Here is a 13,885-nt window from a genome sequence, read left to right as displayed (position 1 = left end):
CACCTTGATCCCGAAGCCGGAGATCCTCTCCGGCCTGGGGATACGATCACGGAGCGGGCCGCAGGCTGGGATGGCGAGCCAGCACCCCGGTCAGCGAAGGGCGTTCTCCAGCCACTCGCCGTCGATCACGCCCTCGGCGACGATCACCGCCGGCCCCGTCATCTCGATCTCGCCGTCGGGCCGTTCGGTGATCACCAGCGTGCCGCCGGGCACGTCGACGGTGTAGGTCGCCGGGGTGCCGGTCACGGCCGGGTCGGCGCCGTCCCTGCGGGCGGTGGCGACGGCGACCGCGCACGCGCCCGTACCGCAGGACCGGGTCTCGCCCGCCCCGCGCTCGTGCACCCGCAGCGCCACGTGCCGCGGACCGCGGTCGACGACGAACTCCACGTTCACCCCGTCCGGGTAGGCGGACGCCGGGCTGAACGGGGGCGGGGTGAGGAGGTCGCCCGCGTGGGCGAGGTCCTCCACGAAGGCGACGGCGTGCGGGTTGCCCATGTTCACGTTCCGCGCGGGCCAGCTGCGTTCGCCGACGCTCACGGTGACCTGGCCCTCGGGGAGCAGCGCCCGGCCCATGCCGACGGTGATGTCGCCCTCCTTGGCGATGTGCACGGTCTTCACTCCCCCGCGCGTGGCGACCGCGATGTCCCCCTCGGACACGTGGCCGGCGCGCTGGAGGTAGCGCGCGAACACACGCACTCCGTTGCCGCACATCTCCGCGACCGAGCCGTCGCCGTTGCGGTAGTCCATGAACCACTCCGCCTCGGCCGCCATCTTGGCGGCCTCCGGGTGGGCGGCGGACCGCACGACGTGCAGCAGGCCGTCGCCGCCGATGCCCGCGCGGCGGTCGCACAGGGCGGTGACGACGTCGGCAGGAAGGTCGATGGCGTTCTCGGGGTCCGGGACGATGACGAAGTCGTTCTCCGTGCCGTGCCCCTTGAGGAAGGCGATCCGCGTGCTCATTCCTCGATCGTACGAGAACGCTCCGCCGGGCTGTCGCCGGGCGCCGCCCCCGCCGGTGCCGTCAGCGGAGTCTGGCGACCCGCCACACCGCCAGGGCCACCACGGCGGCGACCATCACGGCGTAGGCGGCCACGACCCGCCAGTCGGCTCTGCGTCCGGAGCCCCGGGCCGGGAGGCCGGGCCACGTGTAGCCCACCCTGCGGGCGGCCATCATGCCCCAGCCGGCCGAGCAGGAGCAGATCAGCAGCCCGAGCATGGCGATCACGGCGCCGCTGTCGCCGAAGTCGAAGGCGAGCGGGAAGGCGAACATCAGGGAGCCGACCGCGGCCAGCCCGACGATGGGCGCGAGCTGCCAGAGGCGCAGCCGGCGCTGCGGGCGCAGCTCCACCTCGACCTCGTCACCGCTCGCGAACATCTCGTCGGGCTCGGGGCCGTCGTCGGTCACTCCGACCGGCGTCTCCTCCGGCCCGTCGGGGCTGAGACGGTCGGTTTCCTGCTCCGGTGCACCCCGCTCGGTGGTGAGGTGTTCGGTGCCGTGTGCGGTGTCGCGAGGGCCGGCCTCCATCGCCACGCGCCCTCCCAACTAGGACTCCACTTGGTCGATCGAAGCTCGATGATGGCACGGTGTCACAGGCCCGGATGACGGCCTGGGCGTCCCGATGCCATGACGTGATCAGGCTGTAACCGGTCGTTCGACCAACGAGATCGCGAGCTGCGGAAGTTCCGTGAGGTCCGCCGCGGCCCCACTCAACCAGTGCACCCGGGGATCGCGCCTGAACCATGAATCCTGACGGCGCGCGAAGCGCTTGGTGGCACGAACGGTCTCGGCCCGGGCTTCCTCGAGGGTGCACTCCCCGGCAAGCGCCGCGAGCACCTGCTGGTAGCCGAGGGCGCGCGACGCCGTACGCCCCTCGCGCAACCCCTGCGCCTCGAGTGCGCGCACTTCGTCGACGAGGCCCGCCTCCCACATTCGGTCGACCCGGCGGGCGATGCGCTCGTCCAGCTCGGGGCGGGCCACGTCGACACCGATCTGGAGCGTGTCGTACACCGCTTCGGGGCCCGGGAGATTGGCGGTGAAGGGCCTCCCGGTGATTTCGATCACTTCGAGCGCGCGGACGATGCGACGGCCGTTGCTCGGCAGGATCACCCGGGCCGCCTCGGGGTCCGCCGCCGCCAGGCGCGCGTGCAGCGCCCCGGGGCCGCGCAGGGTGAGCTCCCCCTCGAGCCGGGCCCGGACCTCGGGGTCGGTGCCGGGGAACTCCAGGTTGTCGACGGCCCCGCGGACGTAGAGGCCGGATCCGCCGACCAGGACGGGCCAGCGTCCGTCGGCGAGCAGCGCGTCGATCCGCTCCCGGGCCAGCCGCTGGTACTCGGCGACCGAGGCGGTGACGGTGACGTCCCAGACGTCCAGCAGGTGGTGCGGGACTCCACCGCGCTCCTCGGGCGTCAGCTTGGCGGTCCCGATGTCCATCCCCCGGTAGAGCTGCATGGAGTCGGCGTTGACGACTTCACCGCCGAGCCGTCGGGCCAGGAAAACGCCCAGATCGGACTTTCCGGCCGCGGTGGGTCCGACGACGGCGATGACGCGGGGGGCGGGGGATGCACTGCTCACCGACCCAGTCTCCCAAACCTCCCGGCGCGCTCTCGAACGGGTTACGTGACGTGATGCCGGCCGGGTCGTTGCCCGTTGCGAGGTTCCTGCCGCCGGATCGCGGTGGCGACGACCCGGGTCACACGAACGGACACACCGGGCAACGCGGAATTTCGCCCGCACGAGTAACGTATGGAGTGGATATGGGCGTTTTTGCACGACTTTTTCGGAGGTCGAAGACCACGGAGGAGACGCGGGCCGCCGAGGCTCGGGCGGACCGGGCGACGACCGGTCCGGAAACGGACGAGGCGGCCGGGGCCACCGAGCCGAAAGAGCCGGCCGAGGCGCAGGAGACCGCCGAGCCGACGGTGAAGGAGGCCGGCGCGGTCACCGGCAGCGAGTCCGTCGACATCCCGAAGCAGCAGTCCTCCGAGGCCGCCGGCAGCGAAGCCGGTGAGGGCGCCCGCACGTAGATTGCCGCGAGGGAAGGTACATCATGGGTCTGCTGGACAATCTGAAGGCCAAACTCGGCCCGGCCAAGGACAAGGTCTCCGGGCTCGCGCAGCAGCACGAGGACAGGATCCAGCACGGTCTGGACAAGGCCGCGCAGACCGTCGACAAGCGGACCAAGGGCAAGTACAGCGACCGGATCCAGTCGGGTACCGGCAAGGCGAAGGGCGCCGTGGACCGCTTCGCCCACAAGAACGACCCCGGTCCGGGTACGGAGGGCGGCACCACGCCGCCGGCCGGGCCGCCGCCCGCTTCCTGAGCCGAGCGGCACACCGACGGACGGCCGCGGAGCACATCGAGCGCTCCCGGCCGTCCGTCGCTGTCATGCCGGGCTACGGGAGCCGGCCGGCCGCCCGGGTCCAGGTGGCCACGATGTACCCCACGCCGTACGGGGCGTCCTCGTGGAGCAACGTGCCTTCCAGCTCCCCGTCGCCCGACGCCGCCCCGGCGAGCACCTGCCAGGGGGCCCGGCCGGAAACTTTCAGCTCACCCGCCAGTCCGGCGTCCAGCGCGCGCAGCGCCGCGGTGTCGGCGCCGCCCAGGGCGCGGGCGAGTTCCGCGTCGAAGGGGGCCGCCCGCTCGTCGAGGTAGCCCGGCGCCTTGAGCGTGCGGCAGGCGCTGGCGTCGCCCATCACCAGAAGCGCCACCCGCTCCGCCCGGCCGGCGATGTCCTCTCCCTCCGCGATACACCGCTCGGCGGTGAGACGTTCTCCCACGCCGCGGCCCTCGACGGGGGCGTCCGCCCATCCGGCCCGGTCCAGCAGCCATGCGCCCACGGCGAGTCCGTACGGAAGGCGGCCCTCCGGTGTGCCCTCGCCCCGCCCGAGCCGTACGTCCAGGTCGACACCGAAGCCCCGGAAGGATCCCGGGGTGCCCTCGGGGTAGCTCTCGGGCCCGGGGCCGTCCGTCGGCCCGACCACGACGAGCAGGTCGGGCCGGGCGGCGCAGAGCACACCCAGCGCGTCCATGCAGGCGGCACGCGCGGTGTCCAGCTCGGTGGCGGCGCCCGCGGCGACCTCGGGCACGAGCAGCGGCGGGCAGGGGCAGACTGCGGCGGCGACAAGCATGATCAGCACCCTACTGCGACGGTCCGGACCCGCCTCGCGAAGCAGTGCGCACCGCGGGCGGCGGGTGCCGGGCCGGTCGCGTCAGTCGACCGCGCAGCCCCCGGTCACCACCGGGAGCGGCTCGGGCACGCCCACCTTGGGCAGCCCCAGCATCACGCCCGCGGGCTGCGCCGCCTTCTCGGCGGTGCGCTTCTCCCAGGCGTCGCCCGCGCGGGTGCGGCGCACGTCCAGCACGGCGCCCTCCGCGAGGAGGTGGTGCGGAGCGGCGTAGGTGATCTCGACGGTCACCACGTCGCCGGGACGCACTTCCCGCTCCGGCTTGGTGAAGTGCACCAGGCGGTTGTCGGGAGCGCGGCCGGACAGCCGGTGGGTGGTGTCGTCCTTGCGGCCCTCGCCCTCCGCGACCATCAGCTCCAGGGTGCGGCCGACCTGCTTCTTGTTCTCCTCCCAGGAGATCTCCTCCTGGAGGGCGACGAGCCGCTCGTAGCGCTCCTGGACGACCTTCTTGGGGATCTGGCCGTCCATCTCGGCGGCGGGCGTGCCGGGGCGCTTGGAGTACTGGAAGGTGAACGCCTGGGCGAACCGGGCCTCGCGGACGACGTGCAGGGTCTGCTGGAAGTCCTCCTCGGTCTCGCCGGGGAAGCCCACGATGATGTCGGTGCTGATCGCCGCGTGGGGGATCGCGGCCCGGACCTTCTCGATGATCCCGAGGAAGCGCTCCTGCCGGTAGGAGCGGCGCATCGCCTTCAGCACCGGGTCCGAGCCGGACTGCAGCGGCATGTGCAGCTGGGGCATCACGTTCGGCGTCTCGGCCATGGCGGCGATGACGTCGTCGGTGAAGTCGCGCGGGTGCGGCGAGGTGAAGCGGACGCGCTCCAGGCCGTCGATCTTCCCGCAGGCCCGCAACAGCTTGCTGAACGCCTCGCGGTCGCCGATGTCGGAGCCGTAGGCGTTGACGTTCTGGCCGAGCAGGGTGATCTCGGAGACTCCTTCGCCGACCAGGGCCTCGATCTCGGCGAGGATGTCGCCGGGGCGGCGGTCCTTCTCCTTGCCGCGCAGCGCCGGGACGATGCAGAAGGTGCAGGTGTTGTTGCAGCCGACGGAGATGGACACCCAGGCCGCGTAGGCGCTCTCGCGGCGGGTCGGCAGCGTGGAGGGGAACGCCTCCAGCGACTCGGCGATCTCGACCTGCGCCTCCTCCTGGACGCGGGCGCGCTCCAGCAGGACGGGCAGCTTGCCGATGTTGTGCGTGCCGAAGACGACGTCCACCCAGGGCGCCCGCTTCACGATGGTGTCGCGGTCCTTCTGCGCCAGGCAGCCGCCGACCGCGATCTGCATCCCGGGCCGGCTCGCCTTCTTCGGGGCGAGGTGGCCGAGGTTGCCGTACAGCTTGTTGTCGGCGTTCTCGCGGACGGCGCAGGTGTTGAAGACGACCACGTCGGCGTCGCCGTCGGAACCCTCGGGGGCGCGGACGTAGCCCGCGTCCTCCAGCAGCCCGGACAATCGCTCGGAGTCGTGGACGTTCATCTGGCACCCGTAGGTGCGTACTTCGTAGGTGCGCGTGCCGCCCACTGACTGGCTCCGGTCGATGCTGCTCATGCCCATAAGGGTAGGCCGTACCGGTGACAGCCCGGCGCCGCGGCGGCCCGTCAGCCCTTCACGGCCAGGTGGCAGGCGGTGGCCCAGAGCACCAGCGCGCATCCCAGGCCCACCACGATCCGCAGGATCTCCGCCGGCAGACCGGCCGCGGTCAGCAGGAAACCGACGGCCGCCACCGCCGACAGCAGGGCGCCCGTCCACCGGTACTGCCGCTGGTCGTACAGACGGGCGAGCGGGAAGAAGTGCAGTCCCACGACGAGCGCGACGGCGGCCGGGAGGACCCGGGGATGGCCGGACCCGACGGTCGCAGCGATCACGGCGACGATGGCCGCCACCTCGGCCGCGTTGACGAGGCCCACGCCGCGCGCCCAGTTCGCCGGCAGGCGCACGGTCCGGGGTGAGGGGGCGGCGTCCTTGCGGAGGCCCAGGCGGATCGCCGCCGCCGTGACGAGGACGGCCGCCACTTCCACGGTCACCGGCACCACGTCCGTCGCCGCGCCCGTTCCGGAGGCCCCCGTGAAGGCCCACAACAGCGCGAAGACGGACAGGACGACGGTTCCCCGGCGCCGGAGCTGCCGGGTGAGCCCGAGGCACTCGTCGTCGGCGGAGGCCGGGATCTGCTGTGTCGGCGCCATGGGCGGAGAGTACAGCGATCACCACGCCGCCGACCCGACCATACGTCGGGAATCCGGCGTACGACGGAAGACGCCCGTTACCGGTGGGCCGACGCGCTCAGACCTCCCCGCGCGGCACCCACCCCTGCCGCCGCAGCACCGCCGACACGTCCGGCGCCTCATAGTGCTCGCCCTTGAGGACCTTGCCGTCGGCACGCCGGCTCACCTGGCCGCCGGGCCCCAGCTTGGTCATGTTGGAACGGTGGATCTCGGCGATCACCGCGTCGAGGTCGATGCCGTGGACCAGCGCCGTGCCGTACGCGACGTAGACGACGTCGGCCAGTTCGTGCGCGAGCCGGTCGAGCGGACCCGTCACCGACACCTCGGCGACCTCCTTGGCCTCCTCGGCGAGCAGCTCGCCGCGGTGGGCGGCGAGTTCCGGCGACACCTCGGCCGGTATGTCGCGGGCGTCCAGCCCGAAGGCACGGTGGAAGTCACGGACCAGGTCGGCGGGGGAAGCACTCATGCCCGCGACTGTAGTGGCCGGCCGTGCCCCCGCTGTGAGTTCCGCCCTGGTCAGCAGGCACACGGGCTGGCAGGATCACGCGCATGTCCAACGCGCTGTCCCGGATCGGCAGGCGCCGGGCCCTGCGGGGCACGGCCGCCGCCTTCGTGGCGCTCGGACTGCTGCTGTGGTGGCTGGCGCCCTGGAGCGAGGAGCCGCCCGGCGGGACGATCACGCTGAGCACGGGCACCCGCGCGGGCGTCTACCAGAAGTACGGCGAGCTGCTGCGCACCTCGCTCGCCAGACACATGCCGGATCTCGAGGTCCGGCTGGAGACGAGCGACGGCTCCCAGGAGAACGTCCGGCGGGTGGCGACCGGACAGGCCGACTTCGCGATCGCCGCGGCCGACGCGGTCGAGACGTACCGACTGGACCACCGGCCGGGCGCCGACCGCCTGCGCGGGGTGGCGCGGCTGTACGACGACTACGTGCAGCTCGCCGTCGCCCCCGACTCGGGCATCCGTTCCGTCGGGGACCTGCGGGGCAAGCGGGTCGCCATAGGGCCGCCGAAGTCGGGGGTCCGGCTCATCGCCAACCGGGTGCTGAAGGCGGCCGGCATCGATCCGGAGACGGACATCGAGCCCTCCTCGGACGGCATCGACACCGGACCGGAACGGCTGGGGCACGGTCTGGACGCGTTCTTCTGGTCGGGCGGGCTGCCCACGGACGGTCTGAAGACGGTCACGGAGAAGGGCGCGCTGCGGTTCGTGCCGATCGACGCCGATCTGGTGTCGAAGCTGCACCAGCAGGGTGGTGCCGCGCGCCACTACCGCGCCACCAACATGCCTGAGTCGGCGTACCCGGGCAGTCAGCTCGGCTCGGCCGTTCCGACGATGGCGGTGTCCAACCTCCTGATCACCCGGACGGACGTGGACCCCCGGCTCACCGAGTGGCTGACCCGCATCGTGCTCGCGAGCCGGGACAACATCGGGGCGCACGTCCACTCCGCCCAGCTGGTCGACGTACGTACCGCGATCTACACCGATCCGCTCCGGCTGCACGACGGCGCCCGCCGCTACTACCGGTCCGTCAAGCCCTGAGCCGCCGGCTCCCCCGCGGGGGCGTTCCTCGGCACCGTCACGGTCACCCGCAGTCCGTGCGGCTCGTGACGCTCGTACACGATCGAGCCGCCCCCCGCCGCGAGCAGGGCCCGTGAGATGGACAGGCCGAGGCCCGAGCCCTTGATGTTCTGGTGCCGGCCGCTGCGCCAGAAGCGGTCGCCCACGCGGGTCAGCTCCTCGTCGGTCAGGCCCGGACCGTTGTCGGTGACGACGACGGTCGACACGTCGCCGTTGGAGGCGACGCTCACCTCGACGGCCTCGCCCTCGGGCGTGAACTTCACCGCGTTGTCGATGACCGCGTCCAGCGCGCTGGACAGCGCCACCGGGTCGGCCCACGCGGTCGTCGGCGGGCAGGTGCCGGTCAGGCTGACGCCCTTGGCCTCGGCGGTGGGCGCCCAGGCCGCGACGCGCTCGGCGGCCAGGGCGCCGATGTCGGAGACCTGGAGGTTGGCCTCGCTGTGCTCGGCGAGCGCCAGGTCGAGCAGGTCGTCCAGGACCTGGGCCAGGCGCTTGCCCTCGGCCTGGACGGAGGCGATCTCCTCGTTGCCCTCGGGCAGCTCCAGAGCGAGCAGCTCGATCCGCAGCAGCAGCGCCGAGAGGGGGTTGCGCAGCTGGTGGGAGGCGTCGGCGACGAAGGCACGCTGCTGTTCCAGCACGCTCTCGACGTTGTCCGCCATCTCGTTGAACGACCGGGCGAGCCGTCGCAGCTCCGGCGGCCCGCCGGCCGCCGCGACCCGGGACTTCAGCCGGCCGGTGGCGATGTCGTGGGTGGTGGCGTCCAGGATCCGTACGGGGCGGAGCACCCAGCCGGTGAGCCGCAGCGCCGCGCCCACGGCCAGCAGCATCGCGGCCGCCTCCCCCGCGGCGATGACCAGCCAGCCCTGGAGGATGCGGGAGCGCATCTGCCCGGTCGGCGAGTCGGTGACCACCACGGCGACGACGTCGCCGTCCCGGATGACCGGCGAGGCCACCACCAGGCTGCGCCGCTGCCAGGGCCACACCTGCTCGGGGTCGTGGCTGCGGCGGCTGAGCAGCGCCTCCTCGAAGGCGTCGCGCACCTCGCCCGTGCGGGGCAGGAACCAGTCGCCCGGCGCGTGCGCCATGGGTGAGTCGTTGCGGTAGAAGACGCCCGCGCGGATGCCGTAGACCTCGTAGTAGCTGCGGAGCTCGCTGCTGAGCGTCTCGCGGCGCTCGTTGATGTCGCCGCCGGCCGGGTCGGCGGGCTCGGTGACGAACTGGGCGAGGGCCGCGAAGCGCGCCGTGTCGTCGATCCGGTCGACGACGACCTTCTGCTGCTGCGCGCCCGCCAGGCTGACGGCCAGCGGGACACCGAGCGCGAGCAGAACGGCCGCCATCAGGACGATGAGCAGCGGAAGGAGCCGCGTGTGCACCCGGCCCCGCTACGCCGTGGGCGCGACGAGCCGGTAGCCGACGCCGCGCACGGTCTCGATGAGGGCGGGCATGCGCAGCTTCGCGCGCAGGGAGGCGACGTGCACCTCCAGGGTGCGCCCGGTCCCCTCCCAGCTGGTGCGCCAGACCTCGCTGATGATCTGTTCCCGGCGGAAGACGACGCCCGGCCGCTGGGCGAGCAGGGCGAGCAGATCGAACTCCTTGCGGGTCAGCTGGACGACCGAACCGTTCACGCTGACCTGGCGGGTCGGCAGCTCGATACGGACGGGGCCGAGGCGCAGCTCGGTCTCCGTGCTGCCGGTGGCCTCCTCGTGGACGCTGCGCCGGCTGACGGCGTGGATCCGCGCCAGCAGCTCCCCCGTGTCGTAGGGCTTGACCACGTAGTCGTCGGCGCCGAGGTTGAGGCCGTGGATGCGGGAGCGGACGTCGGACCGCGCGGTCACCATGATCACCGGAGTGCCGGTGCGCTTGCGGATCTTGCCGCACACCTCGTAGCCGTCCTGGTCGGGCAGCCCCAGGTCGAGCAGGACCACACCGAAGCCCTCGCCCTCGGGGACGAGCGCCTGGAGGGCCTCCTCGCCGCTGCGCGCGTGGGTGACGTCGAACCCGTGCCGCGCCAGCACCGCCGACAGTGCGGCGGCGACGTGGTTGTCGTCTTCGACGAGAAGCAGTCTCACCGGGGCCCCCTTCCGTTCATCGGCCGTACGATCTACTTGTACGAAAATGGTGTGCACGCGCGCGTGCACCTTGCAGTGACGCCGATGGATGAGGACGACGTCAAGAGGGTTCCGGTTGCGCTTTCGTACCGTTACCCGGCCGGTATGAGCCCTGCTCACAAGTGCTACGACAGGTGTCCGATTGCTATCGGATCGTGATGCTCAGATTCCCCTCAGATGTAATGACGCAGGTCTGAAGGATTACTACTGTCCTCCGAAACCGAGGAGGACGGAGCCTGAGAGCGATGACCGAAGTATCGGTGGCCAAGGAAGATGTGGCCGCGACCGGCGATCTGGTCGTCCTGAAGAGCGTCAACAAGCACTTCGGCGCGTTGCACGTACTCCAGGACATCGACCTCACGATCGCCCGTGGCGAAGTCGTCGTGGTCATCGGACCCTCCGGGTCCGGCAAGTCCACCCTGTGCCGCACCATCAACCGACTGGAGACGATCGACTCCGGCTCGATCACCATCGACGGCAAGCCCCTGCCCCACGAGGGCAAGGAGCTCGCCCGGCTGCGGGCCGACGTGGGCATGGTCTTCCAGTCCTTCAACCTCTTCGCGCACAAGACCGTGCTCGAGAACGTGACGCTGGGCCAGGTCAAGGTCCGCAAGAAGGACAAGAAGGCCGCCGAGGAGCGGGCCCGTGCCCTGCTCGACCGGGTCGGCGTGGGCGCGCAGGCCGAGAAGTACCCCGCACAGCTCTCCGGTGGCCAGCAGCAGCGTGTCGCCATCGCGCGGGCCCTGGCGATGGAACCCAAGGTCATGCTCTTCGACGAGCCGACGTCGGCTCTCGACCCCGAGATGATCAACGAGGTGCTGGAAGTCATGCAGCAGCTCGCCCGCGACGGTATGACCATGATCGTCGTTACCCACGAGATGGGCTTCGCCCGTTCGGCGGCGAACCGCGTGGTGTTCATGGCCGACGGCCGCATCGTCGAACAGGCTTCGCCGGACCAGTTCTTCAGCAACCCGCGCAGCGACCGTGCCAAGGACTTCCTGTCGAAGATCCTGCACCACTGACGGCGCGCCTCGCGCCCCGACGACCTGCGTCACCGGACATGGACCGGGCCGCATCACTTCACCACTCAAAGGATGTGCACCATGAAGCTCCGCAAGGTCACCGCCGCCTCGGCCGCCGTGTTCGCCCTTGCCCTGACCGCCACCGCCTGCGGAGGCGACGACAGCGGCGACAGCGGTTCGTCGTCGGGCGGCGGCGACAAGATCAAGATCGGTATCAAGTACGACCAGCCGGGTCTGGGCCTGAAGACTCCTGACGGTTACACCGGCTTCGACGTGGACGTGGCGACGTACGTCGCCAAGGAGCTCGGCTACGAGCCCGACCAGATCGAGTGGGTCGAGACCAAGAGCGCGGACCGCGAGAACGCGCTGTCGCGTGGGGACGTGAAGCTCATCGCGGCGACGTACTCCATCACGGACGAGCGCAAGGAGAAGGTCGACTTCGCCGGTCCGTACCTGCTGGCCCACCAGGACCTGCTGGTGAAGAAGGACGCCGACATCACCGAGGCCACGGACCTCAACGACAAGAAGCTCTGCTCGGTGACCGGCTCCACCTCGGCGCAGAACGTCAAGAACGACTTCGCCCCGGATGCCCAGCTGACCAACCGAGGCGGCTACTCGGAGTGCCTGTCCGCGCTGCAGAACGGGCAGGTTGACGCGCTGACCACCGACGACTCGATCCTCGCCGGCTACGCCGCGCAGGACCAGTACAAGGGCAAGTTCAAGCTCGCCGGCCTGAAGCTGAGCAACGAGAACTACGGCATCGGTGTCAAGAAGGGCGACACCGAGACCGTGAACAAGGTCAACGACGCGCTGGAGAAGATGGTCAGCGACGGTGCGTGGAAGACGGCCGTCGAGGAGAACTTCGGCCCGGCGAACTACAAGTACGAGCCCGCCCCGAAGATCGGCCAGATCGTCCAGTAACGCGGGACTCCGCCGACGCAGGGTCCCCGCGTCCGACGCGGGGACCCGCGAACGCGCCGCCGCCCACCACTCCACAGGCGGCGGCGCGTCACGTCCGCCACGTACGTCACACACCCGGAAGCGCGGGAGATCGTGTTCGACTTTCTTTCAAACTATGACGACCCGTCCCTGCTGGGCGCCTTCTGGGTCACGGTGCAGCTCACCGTCTTCTCGGCCGTCGGATCCCTGATCTGGGGCACCCTGCTGGCGGCGATGCGGGTCAGCCCGGTGCCGCTGATGCGCGGTTTCGGGACCGCTTATGTGAACATCGTCCGGAACATCCCCCTGACGGTCATCATCGTCTTCACGTCGCTCGGCCTCGCCGACATCTTCGGCGTGACCATGGGCGCGCCGGACAACTTCGAGACCAAGTACTTCCGGCTGGCCGTGCTCGGCCTCGTCGCCTACACCGCCGCCTTCGTGTGCGAGGCGATCCGCTCCGGCATCAACACGGTGCCCGTCGGACAGGCGGAGGCGGCACGGGCCCTCGGCCTGAGCTTCAGCCAGGTGCTCCGGCTCGTCGTGCTGCCGCAGGCGTTCCGCTCGGTGATCGGCCCCCTGGCCAACGTGCTGATCGCGCTCACGAAGAACACGACCGTGGCGGCGACCATCGGCGTGGCGGAGGCCGCGCTCCTGATGAAGGAAATGATCGAGAACGAGGCACAGACGCTGCTCATCGGCGCGGTCTTCGCCTTCGGGTTCGTAGTCCTGACCCTGCCCACCGGCCTGTTCCTCAACTGGCTGAGCAAGCGCCTGGCGGTGAAGCGATGACTTCTGTTCTCTACGACGCACCCGGCCCGAAGGCCAAGCGGCGCAACCTGATCCTCTCGGTCGTCTTCTTCGTCCTGCTCGCCCTGCTGCTGTGGTGGGTCTGGACGGTGCTGGACGACAAGGGCCAGCTCGAGTGGTCCCTGTGGAAGCCCTTCACCACGTCCGACGCCTGGACGACGTACCTGCTGCCGGGCCTGGCCGACACGCTGAAGGCCGCGGGCCTCGCCATGGTCATCGCCCTCCCGCTGGGCGCGGTCCTCGGCATCGCACGCCTGTCCGACCACCGCTGGGTGCGTGTCCCGGCCGGCGCCGTGGTCGAGTTCTTCCGTGCCATCCCGGTGCTGCTGCTCATGCTGTTCGCCAACGAGTTCTTCGCCCGTTCCACCGACGTCAGCAGCGCCGACCGGCCGCTGTACGCGGTCGTCACCGGCCTGGTGCTCTACAACGCCTCGGTCCTCGCCGAGGTGGTCCGGGCCGGAATCCTGGCCCTGCCCAAGGGACAGAGCGAGGCGGCCCAGGCGATCGGTCTGCGCAAGAGCCAGACGATGGGCAGCATCCTGCTGCCGCAGGCGGTCACGGTGATGCTCCCGGCGATCGTCAGCCAGCTGGTCGTGATCGTGAAGGACACCGCGCTGGGCGGCGTGATGCTCGGCTTCACCGAGCTGCTCAACTCGCGCGGCACGCTGGCGGCCAACTACGCCAACGTCATCCCGAGCTTCATCGTGGTGGCGGTCATCTTCATCGTCCTCAACTTCATCCTCACCTCGTTCGCCTCCTGGCTCGAGGGACGGCTGCGGCGCAGCAAGCGGAGCACCGGCGCGGTGCTCGGCGCGGACGACATCGACGATCTCAACGCCGCCGAGGTGGGCGGCACCCACGGGACCGGTGCGGAGAAGTAGCTCCCGCCTCACGTACGACATGGTTGTGGGGGGGGGGGGGGGGGGGGGGGGGGAAAAGGGGGGGGGGGGGGGGGGGGGGGAGTTTTTGTCCGCATTACGGGGGGGGGGACAACCCCCAAGGGAGCGTGGGGGGGAAAGTG

16 protein-coding genes are annotated in these 13,885 nt (G+C 70.9%); 7 read left to right on the top strand and 9 right to left on the bottom strand.

Annotated features, from left to right (window positions below; translation table 11 throughout):
• Positions 1-90 precede the first annotated feature (90 nt).
• The 3 genes from dapF to miaA all read right to left on the bottom strand — a co-directional run bounded on the left by dapF (position 91) and on the right by miaA (position 2,572).
• On the bottom strand, positions 91-960 hold the full coding sequence (dapF, locus tag ACZ44S_RS12295) for a diaminopimelate epimerase (protein WP_466927579.1): 870 nt from the start codon (positions 958-960) through the stop codon (positions 91-93).
• Between the two features lie 61 nt (positions 961-1,021).
• On the bottom strand, positions 1,022-1,525 hold the full coding sequence (locus tag ACZ44S_RS12290; protein ID WP_466928073.1) for a hypothetical protein: 504 nt from the start codon (positions 1,523-1,525) through the stop codon (positions 1,022-1,024).
• Between the two features lie 108 nt (positions 1,526-1,633).
• Positions 1,634-2,572 (bottom strand): tRNA (adenosine(37)-N6)-dimethylallyltransferase MiaA, encoded by a 939-nt coding sequence (miaA, locus tag ACZ44S_RS12285; protein ID WP_466927576.1) that lies wholly within the window; start codon positions 2,570-2,572, stop codon positions 1,634-1,636.
• A gap of 182 nt (positions 2,573-2,754) precedes the next feature.
• On the opposite strand from miaA, the gene ACZ44S_RS12280 reads away from it, so the two are divergent.
• Together ACZ44S_RS12280 and ACZ44S_RS12275 are read left to right on the top strand one after the other, a co-directional pair.
• Complete coding sequence (locus ACZ44S_RS12280) at positions 2,755-3,024, top strand: hypothetical protein (RefSeq protein WP_466927575.1); 270 nt, start codon at positions 2,755-2,757, stop codon at positions 3,022-3,024.
• Between the two features lie 23 nt (positions 3,025-3,047).
• Entirely contained in the window at positions 3,048-3,320 is a 273-nt protein-coding gene (locus ACZ44S_RS12275) for an antitoxin (protein WP_190165080.1), read from the top strand.
• Between the two features lie 73 nt (positions 3,321-3,393).
• Here ACZ44S_RS12275 and ACZ44S_RS12270 read toward each other — a convergent pair whose 3' ends face one another.
• The 4 genes from ACZ44S_RS12270 to ACZ44S_RS12255 form a co-directional block, all read right to left on the bottom strand.
• On the bottom strand, positions 3,394-4,128 hold the full coding sequence (locus ACZ44S_RS12270; RefSeq protein ID WP_466927571.1) for a class III extradiol dioxygenase subunit B-like domain-containing protein: 735 nt from the start codon (positions 4,126-4,128) through the stop codon (positions 3,394-3,396).
• An 81-nt stretch (positions 4,129-4,209) separates the two neighbouring features.
• A complete protein-coding gene (gene miaB / locus ACZ44S_RS12265; RefSeq protein ID WP_466927569.1) occupies positions 4,210-5,727 on the bottom strand; it encodes a tRNA (N6-isopentenyl adenosine(37)-C2)-methylthiotransferase MiaB in 1,518 nt (505 codons plus the stop codon).
• Positions 5,728-5,777: 50 nt separating this feature from the next.
• Positions 5,778-6,362 (bottom strand): DUF7010 family protein, encoded by a 585-nt coding sequence (locus tag ACZ44S_RS12260; protein ID WP_466927566.1) that lies wholly within the window; start codon positions 6,360-6,362, stop codon positions 5,778-5,780.
• Positions 6,363-6,459: 97 nt separating this feature from the next.
• Positions 6,460-6,867 carry a pyrophosphohydrolase domain-containing protein gene (locus tag ACZ44S_RS12255; RefSeq protein ID WP_466927563.1) on the bottom strand — a complete coding sequence of 136 codons (408 nt, stop codon included), beginning with the start codon at positions 6,865-6,867 and terminating at the stop codon, positions 6,460-6,462.
• Positions 6,868-6,950: 83 nt separating this feature from the next.
• Here ACZ44S_RS12255 and ACZ44S_RS12250 point away from each other — a divergent pair, with 83 nt between their 5' ends.
• The gene (locus ACZ44S_RS12250) at positions 6,951-7,946 is read left to right on the top strand and encodes a TAXI family TRAP transporter solute-binding subunit (RefSeq protein ID WP_466927561.1); all 996 of its coding nucleotides are present in this window, start codon (positions 6,951-6,953) and stop codon (positions 7,944-7,946) included.
• Here ACZ44S_RS12250 and ACZ44S_RS12245 read toward each other — a convergent pair.
• Positions 7,925-9,358 (bottom strand): sensor histidine kinase, encoded by a 1,434-nt coding sequence (locus ACZ44S_RS12245; protein ID WP_466927560.1) that lies wholly within the window; start codon positions 9,356-9,358, stop codon positions 7,925-7,927. The two genes, ACZ44S_RS12250 and ACZ44S_RS12245, sit on opposite strands and share 22 nt — an antisense overlap.
• 9 nt (positions 9,359-9,367) lie before the next feature.
• Complete coding sequence (locus ACZ44S_RS12240) at positions 9,368-10,054, bottom strand: response regulator transcription factor (protein WP_466927557.1); 687 nt, start codon at positions 10,052-10,054, stop codon at positions 9,368-9,370.
• Between the two features lie 284 nt (positions 10,055-10,338).
• Between ACZ44S_RS12240 and ACZ44S_RS12235 the strand changes: the two genes are divergently transcribed.
• From ACZ44S_RS12235 to ACZ44S_RS12220, 4 genes are all read left to right on the top strand, one after another.
• Positions 10,339-11,115 (top strand): amino acid ABC transporter ATP-binding protein, encoded by a 777-nt coding sequence (locus tag ACZ44S_RS12235; protein WP_189558102.1) that lies wholly within the window; start codon positions 10,339-10,341, stop codon positions 11,113-11,115.
• A gap of 81 nt (positions 11,116-11,196) precedes the next feature.
• The gene (locus ACZ44S_RS12230; RefSeq protein WP_466927554.1) at positions 11,197-12,036 is read left to right on the top strand and encodes a glutamate ABC transporter substrate-binding protein; all 840 of its coding nucleotides are present in this window, start codon (positions 11,197-11,199) and stop codon (positions 12,034-12,036) included.
• 132 nt (positions 12,037-12,168) lie between these two features.
• Positions 12,169-12,846, top strand: coding sequence for an amino acid ABC transporter permease (locus tag ACZ44S_RS12225; protein WP_190165089.1), 678 nt, complete (start codon positions 12,169-12,171; stop codon positions 12,844-12,846).
• The gene (locus tag ACZ44S_RS12220) at positions 12,843-13,745 is read left to right on the top strand and encodes an amino acid ABC transporter permease (RefSeq protein ID WP_466927552.1); all 903 of its coding nucleotides are present in this window, start codon (positions 12,843-12,845) and stop codon (positions 13,743-13,745) included. The genes ACZ44S_RS12225 and ACZ44S_RS12220 overlap by 4 nt, the downstream gene beginning before the upstream one ends.
• Positions 13,746-13,885: the final 140 nt, after the last annotated feature.

Source organism: Streptomyces malachitofuscus, assembly GCF_055571035.1.
The sequence above is the reverse complement of the archived record's forward strand: the minus strand, read 5'-3'. Positions and strand labels throughout refer to the sequence as shown.

Excerpts from the sequence above, each read along its gene's own strand:
- dapF (WP_466927579.1), bottom strand. The coding sequence starts at position 960 with ATGAGCACGCGGATCGCCTTCCTCAAGGGGCACGGCACGGAGAACGAC.
- ACZ44S_RS12290 (WP_466928073.1), bottom strand. The coding sequence starts at position 1,525 with ATGGAGGCCGGCCCTCGCGACACCGCACACGGCACCGAACACCTCACC.
- ACZ44S_RS12280 (WP_466927575.1), top strand. The coding sequence starts at position 2,755 with ATGGGCGTTTTTGCACGACTTTTTCGGAGGTCGAAGACCACGGAGGAG.
- ACZ44S_RS12275 (WP_190165080.1), top strand. The coding sequence starts at position 3,048 with ATGGGTCTGCTGGACAATCTGAAGGCCAAACTCGGCCCGGCCAAGGAC.
- ACZ44S_RS12270 (WP_466927571.1), bottom strand. The coding sequence starts at position 4,128 with ATGCTTGTCGCCGCCGCAGTCTGCCCCTGCCCGCCGCTGCTCGTGCCC.
- miaB (WP_466927569.1), bottom strand. The coding sequence starts at position 5,727 with ATGAGCAGCATCGACCGGAGCCAGTCAGTGGGCGGCACGCGCACCTAC.
- ACZ44S_RS12260 (WP_466927566.1), bottom strand. The coding sequence starts at position 6,362 with ATGGCGCCGACACAGCAGATCCCGGCCTCCGCCGACGACGAGTGCCTC.
- ACZ44S_RS12255 (WP_466927563.1), bottom strand. The coding sequence starts at position 6,867 with ATGAGTGCTTCCCCCGCCGACCTGGTCCGTGACTTCCACCGTGCCTTC.
- ACZ44S_RS12250 (WP_466927561.1), top strand. The coding sequence starts at position 6,951 with ATGTCCAACGCGCTGTCCCGGATCGGCAGGCGCCGGGCCCTGCGGGGC.
- ACZ44S_RS12235 (WP_189558102.1), top strand. The coding sequence starts at position 10,339 with ATGACCGAAGTATCGGTGGCCAAGGAAGATGTGGCCGCGACCGGCGAT.
- ACZ44S_RS12230 (WP_466927554.1), top strand. The coding sequence starts at position 11,197 with ATGAAGCTCCGCAAGGTCACCGCCGCCTCGGCCGCCGTGTTCGCCCTT.
- ACZ44S_RS12220 (WP_466927552.1), top strand. The coding sequence starts at position 12,843 with ATGACTTCTGTTCTCTACGACGCACCCGGCCCGAAGGCCAAGCGGCGC.